Genomic DNA, 7,100 nt, shown 5'->3' on the forward strand with positions numbered 1-7,100 from the left:
TATGGATAAAACCATCGGTATTTTTGGTGGTGGTCAACTCGGCCGTATGATGGCGCAAGCTGCGCTACCACTGAATATTCAATGTACTTTCTTTGAAGCAAGCACAGATTGTCCATCGGCTGTATTGGGTCAAGTGATTTCAAGCAAAGCTGAAAATGGTTTACAGGATTTCATCAACAGTGCGGATGTATTCAGCTTAGAGTTTGAAAATACACCCTTGGCTGATGTTGATGTATTGATCAAGAACAAAGATTTACATCCACCTCGTCAAGCTTTAGCCATTGCACAACATCGCTTGTCAGAAAAAGCCTTGTTTGATGAATTAGATATTCCTGTTGCACCTTATAATGCCGTGGATTCATTAGACAGCTTGCAACAAGCGGTTGCTGAGCTGGGTTTGCCGATTGTGCTTAAAACCACCACCGGTGGTTATGATGGTAAAGGTCAATTTGTCCTTCGTTCGGCAGATCAAATTGAACAAGCTTGGGCGGAATTGGGCCCAGCGGGTTCATTGATTGCAGAAAGCTTTGTGACGTTCTCACGCGAAGTGTCGATTATTGCGGTGCGTGGTCAGAATGGTGATGTGAAAACTTGGCCATTGGCTGAAAATCACCATCACAATGGTATTTTGTCACATTCGATTGTTCCTGCACCCAACAGCGCTGATTTACAGTCTGTGGCGCAGGATTACATCACTCGCCTACTGAATCATTTGAATTATGTGGGCGTGTTGACGCTGGAATTGTTTGTCACTGACAAAGGCTTATATGCTAATGAGATGGCACCACGGGTGCATAACTCAGGTCACTGGTCTATTGAAGGCGCGATCTGCTCGCAATTTGAAAATCATATTCGCGCCGTTGCGGGTCTACCCCTTGGTTCAACGGAAGTGGTTCGCCCGACCGTGATGATCAATATTATTGGCAAGCATCCAAAGTCTGAAGATGTATTGGCGCTCAATGGCGCACATTTACATCTGTATAATAAGACTGAACGTGAAGGTCGTAAGATTGGTCACATCACGTTAATGCCAAATGACAGTGCTGAATTAACGACTTTATGTCGTCAATTGGCGAAAATTTTGCCAGAGCCATTGGCACTTACTCAAGATATGAACATTTAATCCTGCGATTGAATGGAAAAAAAGCGGTCATGCCAATGAGCGCTTTTTTTATGCCTGAAGTTCGGGCATGATTGCGCCTCTTTTGAGTTAGTACACCATTTATCGGAACAAAATAAAAATAACAGCATGTCATTGACACAATATTTTATAAATATCCTGCATAAAAAACCAACACATGAACAGCATGCTGTATTCAAGGTTTGTTGTGGTAGAACAGCGCAGAATTTTTAAATTCAAAAGATAAAAATAAATTTAAAATGATCTGAATTTAAATTCAAAAGTCATGATTTTGAATTTAAAAATATGAATTCAATGTGATCTTTTTATTATGAATTTAAACTTTAAATTTAAAAATTAGGCTTTGAATTTAAAGTTTAATGTGCGTAAAAACCCATAACATATAAATAAATCAACTTATCCATGATGTATTTGAATTTAAAAAGTCTGTTTTAAATTTAAAACCACAAATTTGAATTCATATTTGGGCTGATTTTGAATTTAAACTTTTAAAAAGTAGGTGTTGTGGATAACTTTTTAAATTTAAATGGTGGGTATGAATTTAAAGTAAAACAATGAATTTAAATTTACGATTTGATTCAGAAGTTATGCATTGATGGTGGTATGGTAAAAACATAATTTAAATTCAAATACCATTAGGGATACTATGCGTCGCTTAGCTTTCGTTTTAGGTTCAGTTTTTTTAGCCGTGACTCAAGCCAAGGCTGAGTTGATTATTAATGGTCAAAGTATTTCTTCTTCGCCATCCAGCTTTAATGCCGCATCTGCACCACAAAATAATTTTCAGCAATGTCTTACTAATTTACGTTCTCAAGCAATTAGTTCGGGTGTGGCGGGCTTGACCTATGATCGTTATACGCAAAATTTAGCTCCAGATTATTCTGTGATTGAAAAACTGAACTACCAACCTGAATTTTCTACGCCTATTTGGGATTATTTATCAGGTTTGGTGGATGAAGAACGGGTGCAGCTGGGGCGGCAAAAATTGGCACAACATCGCGAGGTGTTAAATCGCGTCGCAGCCACCTATGGCGTACCTGCTGAAACAGTGGTGGCAGTTTGGGGTGTGGAAAGTAATTTTGGTAATATTTCGGGCAGTTATCCTTTATTACAAGCTTTAGGAACTTTGAGTTGTGAAGGTCGTCGTCAAAGTTTTTTCCGCGGTGAGTTTTTTACCACGATGCGAATTTTACAACGTGGTGATTTAACTGAGCAGCAAATGAAAGGTTCGTGGGCAGGTGCATTTGGTCATACTCAATTTATGCCTTCAACCTATGAAGAGCTAGCCGTTGATTTTGATGGGGATGGTCGTCGTGATTTGGTTTCGAGTACTTCTGATGCCTTAGCTTCTACTGCAAATTTCTTAAAAAAACGTGGTTGGCAGACGGGTATGCCTTGGGGTTTTGAGGTGAGTATTCCAAAAGATATATCGATTGGTGGAGAAAGTCGTCGCAATAAAAAATCTTTAAGTAGCTGGATGAGTCGTGGCGTGGTTCGTGCGGATGGGAGTGCTTTAATTCAAGGCAATTTATCGACCAGTAGTGCCGCTGGACTGATGGCACCTGCTGGCGCGAATGGTCCGGTATTTTTAGTCTTTAAAAATTTCGATGCTATATATAGTTATAACGCTGCGGAAAGTTATGCTTTGGCTATTGCGCATTTGTCTGATCGCTTACAAGGCAAAGGTGGTTTGAGTAAAGCTTGGCCGACCGATGATGCAGGTACTTCACGTGCAGAGCGTCGTGAGATTCAGCAGTTTTTGCTCAATAAAGACTATGACATTGGCACAGTTGATGGATTAATTGGAGATAAAAGTCGTCAAGCGATTCGTCAGGAGCAAATTCGTTTGGGTTTAAGCCCAACAGGTCGAGCTGGACAACAGGTTTTGCACGCTTTTCGTAATGAAAATGCCAAAAAAATGATGAAATAGAAGGTGTTTTCTTGAACTAAAAAAAGTCTGTATAAAGCAGACTTTTTTTAGTTTTTGAATTTGTCGTTATACCGCAGTAATACTACCTAAAATTCGATAGCCTGCTGCACCCGTGACCGCAGGTAAGTTACCACTTTGTTGAGTGATAAAGCGCATCGCGAGCCAAGCAAAAGCAGTCGCTTCCACCCATGTCGGAGCTAAACCAATGGCAGATGTGGTTTGCACAGACCAATTATGTTTACGTAACCGCCAACGCAGTTGTTCAAGTAAATGTGAGTTATAAGCCCCGCCACCACAGACATAGACTTCACCTGTATCCATTTTTGAGCGGTAAATGGCTTTTTTAATTGCACGTGTGGTTAGTTTTAATAGTGTTGCCTGAACATTTTCAGGAGTATCTTCTAGTTCGTTATATTCAAGATCATTGTGCCAGTCGGCAATTTGTTCATCCAACCATTCAAGGTTGAAATCTTCGCGACCTGTGCTTTTTGGGGGTTCTTTAGAAAAATATTCGTGTGCTTGTAAACGGTCAAGCAAGCTGCGAATGGGTTGACCGTAGGCTGCCCAATTGCCATTTTCATCATAGGGTTGCCCCGTATAACGATGGCACCAAGCATCCATCAAAATGTTCGCGGGACCAGTATCAAAACCAAATACACCATCTGGGTTGCCTGCTGGTAATAGACTGACATTGGCAATGCCGCCTAAATTTAAAATGACACGGTGAATACTGGAATGTTGAAATAAGGCTTGATGAAATGCAGGTACCAAAGGTGCGCCTTGACCACCAGCCGCCATATCACGACGTCGAAAATCTGAAATCACTGCAATTTGCGTCATTTCAGTAATGATATTGGGGTCGCCAATTTGCAAAGTAAAACCATGTTCAGGACGGTGACGAATGGTTTGTCCATGTGAGCCAATGGCTTTAATTTGGTTGCGATCTAAATGGTTCTTTTCAATCAGCTCATTAATGCCACGACCAATCATTTGAGCCAAAGCAACATCGGCTTTGCCCATGCGATCAATTTCATTGTCATTTGGTAAAGTCAGTGCCATCAGCTCATCACGTAGGTCTGGATCAAATGGCAAGGTCAGGGTGGCATGAAGCTGCAAAGGATCAAATGAAGCAGCAACGATGTCAACGCCATCCATGCTAGTGCCAGTCATTACCCCAATATAGATCGCTGTCATGATGATAGTTAAGCCTGCATTGTGCTGAAAAAGTGTTAGTATATCGCACAAATTGTATAACAGATGTATTGGGTTTTGTGATGTCAAATTTCCTGCCGGCTGAAGAACAACTTGCCCTCATTCAACGAGGCACTCATGAAATTATTTCTGAAGAGGATCTGTTAAAGAAACTTAAAGAAAATCGTCCCTTAAAAATTAAAGCAGGCTTTGATCCAACAGCACCTGACCTACATTTGGGTCACACTGTATTGATTAATAAGCTCAAAGTGTTTCAAGATTTGGGACATGAAGTGACTTTCCTGATTGGTGATTACACCGCCATGATTGGTGATCCAACAGGTAAAAGTGCAACGCGTCCACCTTTGTCACGTGAACAAGTGTTGGAAAATGCCAGAACCTATCAAGAACAAGTCTTTAAAATTCTTGATCCAAATAAAACCAAAGTGCGTTTTAACTCTGAATGGTTTGCGACAAAAACGGCTGCTGATCTTATTCAATTGGCTTCACAGCAAACGGTTGCTCGTATGCTTGAGCGTGATGACTTTACCAAGCGTTATAACAACCATCAACCGATTGCAATTCATGAATTCTTGTACCCTTTGGTTCAAGGTTATGACTCAATTGCACTAGAAGCTGACGTAGAGCTGGGTGGTACAGACCAAACCTTTAACTTATTGATGGGGCGTACGCTGCAAGGTCGTTATGATCAAGAAGCACAAGTCTGTATTACTGTGCCTATTCTTGAAGGTTTAGATGGCGTTAATAAGATGTCTAAATCTTTGGGCAACTATATTGGTGTATTTGATGCACCAGGTGCGATGTACCAAAAAGTACTTTCAATGCCAGATAGTTTGATTGAACGCTATTTCGATCTTTTAAGTTTCAAATCACTCGATGAAATTGCCGTGTTATTGAAGGATTTAGCCGAAGGTCGTAATCCTCAAGAGGTGAAAAAAATTCTTGCACTTGAGTTAGTTGAGCGTTTTCATGGTGCAGAGGCTGCTGCCAATGCGCATAAAGGTGCGGGGAACATCATTACCGAAGGTGAATTGCCTGAAGGTACACCTGAAGTCACGATTTCTCGTGCTGAATTTGGTGGTGAAATGTTTATTGCTTCTATTGTGCGTGCAGCGGGTTTAACCAAAAATGCAGCACAAGCCAAAGATGCAGTTGCGCGTGGCGCAGTGAAAGTCGACTGGGCAGTGGTTGATGTTAATTTTTCTATTACTGAGAACAAAACTTATATTATTCAAGCGGGTAAGAAGGCGATAGCTAAAGTTACATTTGTTGACTAAATCATCGTCCTTCCATTGAAATAAAGGCAGGCTTCGGTCTGCTTTTTATTTATCAGGCTCTTAATAAGTTATATAGATAAGTTAATTCAAAAAAACCCCATAAAAACAAGAGTTAAATTTTTCCATTCTTATTGCATTTCTATATGCTTATGTATAAGATTTATTCATCTAGGCGTTGTATAGAGAACATGTTTAGAGGGTAAGTTTATAAAAATATTAACAATTTTAAGTCTCCTTGAGGGGCTTTATTTTAACGATATATCTAGATAACTATAATAATGACATCATGGATCTAATAATGATCTAACTCCAAGGGAGAGATTTTGGGAGAGATCTCTTTCTTTTTTTCTATCTAAAATTTGATGAAGTCTAATTTAAGCAAATCTTTTCTGTTCAAAATAATAAAAAATCCAATGGTATTCGCTTTTACTCAATGTGCTTATTGAATGGGGTGAAATTCCAGTTTACAAAATTGAATATTAGATAAAATCATTTTGATTAAGATGCTGACACATTGTGCAGAGAAATATCTCTTTCGCCAACATCAATAATATTGTTTAGACATAAATGAAATTAACTTTATTCTCCTCTGCAAAATATACATTTAACTCACCAATTTGAGCGCGATCAATTCCCGAAAGAATTTTATTTTTAAAGCGTGATGCAGATAGATTGTCATTGTGGTCTCCAATTCAGAGTGGTAATGATTGAAGTGCAGCTCCAGCATTGAACATAATTTAAAGTATATAGAAGCTAAAATTTTGGTTGCACTGCAATATTGTTTGCAATGTGCATCAGTGAATTAAAAAAAATTAATAGGCAATAAATGCAGAGATATTTTAACAATCAGATATTACGGTGACATTTCTTTTGTTTTCTCTCATATTGTTATGGTGACGTCAATATATAAAACATATCGTTTACTAGCACAGCTAGGGATGAGCGGTAATAAGGAGTGCTTTTAGCAGTGCTGTAATATTTGTGTGATGTTGAAGCGTAATAGATTTAACATCGAGCCAGCCTTATTTCTTAATTCAAATAAAAGCGACTTCTATATGCGTTTTATACGATGTCTAAAGCTTGGAAAGGCTTTAATTACAGGTGTGTTGAAAATTAATTTTAATAAAAAAGAGTTTTTTATGCTTGAAACGTCTAAAAAATAGCTAGAAAAACAGTTTTTTTGCAGTTTTTGCTGAAAAAAAAGACATGCGTGAAGAATAAGTGATTTTAGGGGTTGCACAAGACAATAAACTGTATAGAATACGCAGCATCCCGACGAGATAGACGGAAACGAACGAAGCACGAAGTGCTAAGTTGTTGAGTTTATTGAGTTGAGCGACTTAATTACTGACGAAGTATTAAGAAGATCATTAAGAGATTATGAAGAACAACTTGTGTGGATTTTTACTGATTGATTGATCGAAATTATTTTCATTGATTGATGGTAGAAATTACTCGAAGTTTATTTGAGAAATATTTGTCAGAAAATTGATGAGCCAAGATTGGTGCCCTTTAAGGCACTAAGCAATATTAAACTGAA

Annotated in this window: 4 protein-coding genes; 3 read left to right on the plus strand and 1 reads right to left on the minus strand. The window is 38.7% G+C overall.

The window, feature by feature from the left end; all coding sequences use genetic code 11:
• Window position 1 precedes the first annotated feature (1 nt).
• A complete protein-coding gene (locus B9T25_RS14120; protein ID WP_086189045.1) occupies window positions 2–1,123 on the plus strand; it encodes a 5-(carboxyamino)imidazole ribonucleotide synthase in 1,122 nt (373 codons plus the stop codon).
• 664 nt (window positions 1,124–1,787) lie between these two features.
• Window positions 1,788–3,071, plus strand: coding sequence for a lytic murein transglycosylase (locus tag B9T25_RS14125; RefSeq protein WP_086189046.1), 1,284 nt, complete (start codon window positions 1,788–1,790; stop codon window positions 3,069–3,071).
• A gap of 66 nt (window positions 3,072–3,137) precedes the next feature.
• Here the strand turns inward: B9T25_RS14125 and B9T25_RS14130 are convergent, their stop codons facing one another.
• Complete coding sequence (locus B9T25_RS14130; protein ID WP_086189047.1) at window positions 3,138–4,265, minus strand: anhydro-N-acetylmuramic acid kinase; 1,128 nt, start codon at window positions 4,263–4,265, stop codon at window positions 3,138–3,140.
• Window positions 4,266–4,345: 80 nt separating this feature from the next.
• Between B9T25_RS14130 and tyrS the strand changes: the two genes are divergently transcribed.
• On the plus strand, window positions 4,346–5,560 hold the full coding sequence (gene tyrS / locus B9T25_RS14135) for a tyrosine--tRNA ligase (protein WP_086189048.1): 1,215 nt from the start codon (window positions 4,346–4,348) through the stop codon (window positions 5,558–5,560).
• Window positions 5,561–7,100 lie beyond the last annotated feature (1,540 nt).

The organism is Acinetobacter sp. ANC 4470, from assembly GCF_002135335.1.
Classification (GTDB): Bacteria; Pseudomonadota; Gammaproteobacteria; order Pseudomonadales; family Moraxellaceae; genus Acinetobacter.

What these genes read in the sequence shown, in the direction of transcription:
- B9T25_RS14125 (WP_086189046.1), top strand. Translation starts at nt 1,788, where the DNA reads ATGCGTCGCTTAGCTTTCGTTTTAGGTTCAGTTTTTTTAGCCGTGACT.
- tyrS (WP_086189048.1), top strand. Translation starts at nt 4,346, where the DNA reads ATGTCAAATTTCCTGCCGGCTGAAGAACAACTTGCCCTCATTCAACGA.
- B9T25_RS14120 (WP_086189045.1), top strand. Translation starts at nt 2, where the DNA reads ATGGATAAAACCATCGGTATTTTTGGTGGTGGTCAACTCGGCCGTATG.
- B9T25_RS14130 (WP_086189047.1), bottom strand. Translation starts at nt 4,265, where the DNA reads ATGACAGCGATCTATATTGGGGTAATGACTGGCACTAGCATGGATGGC.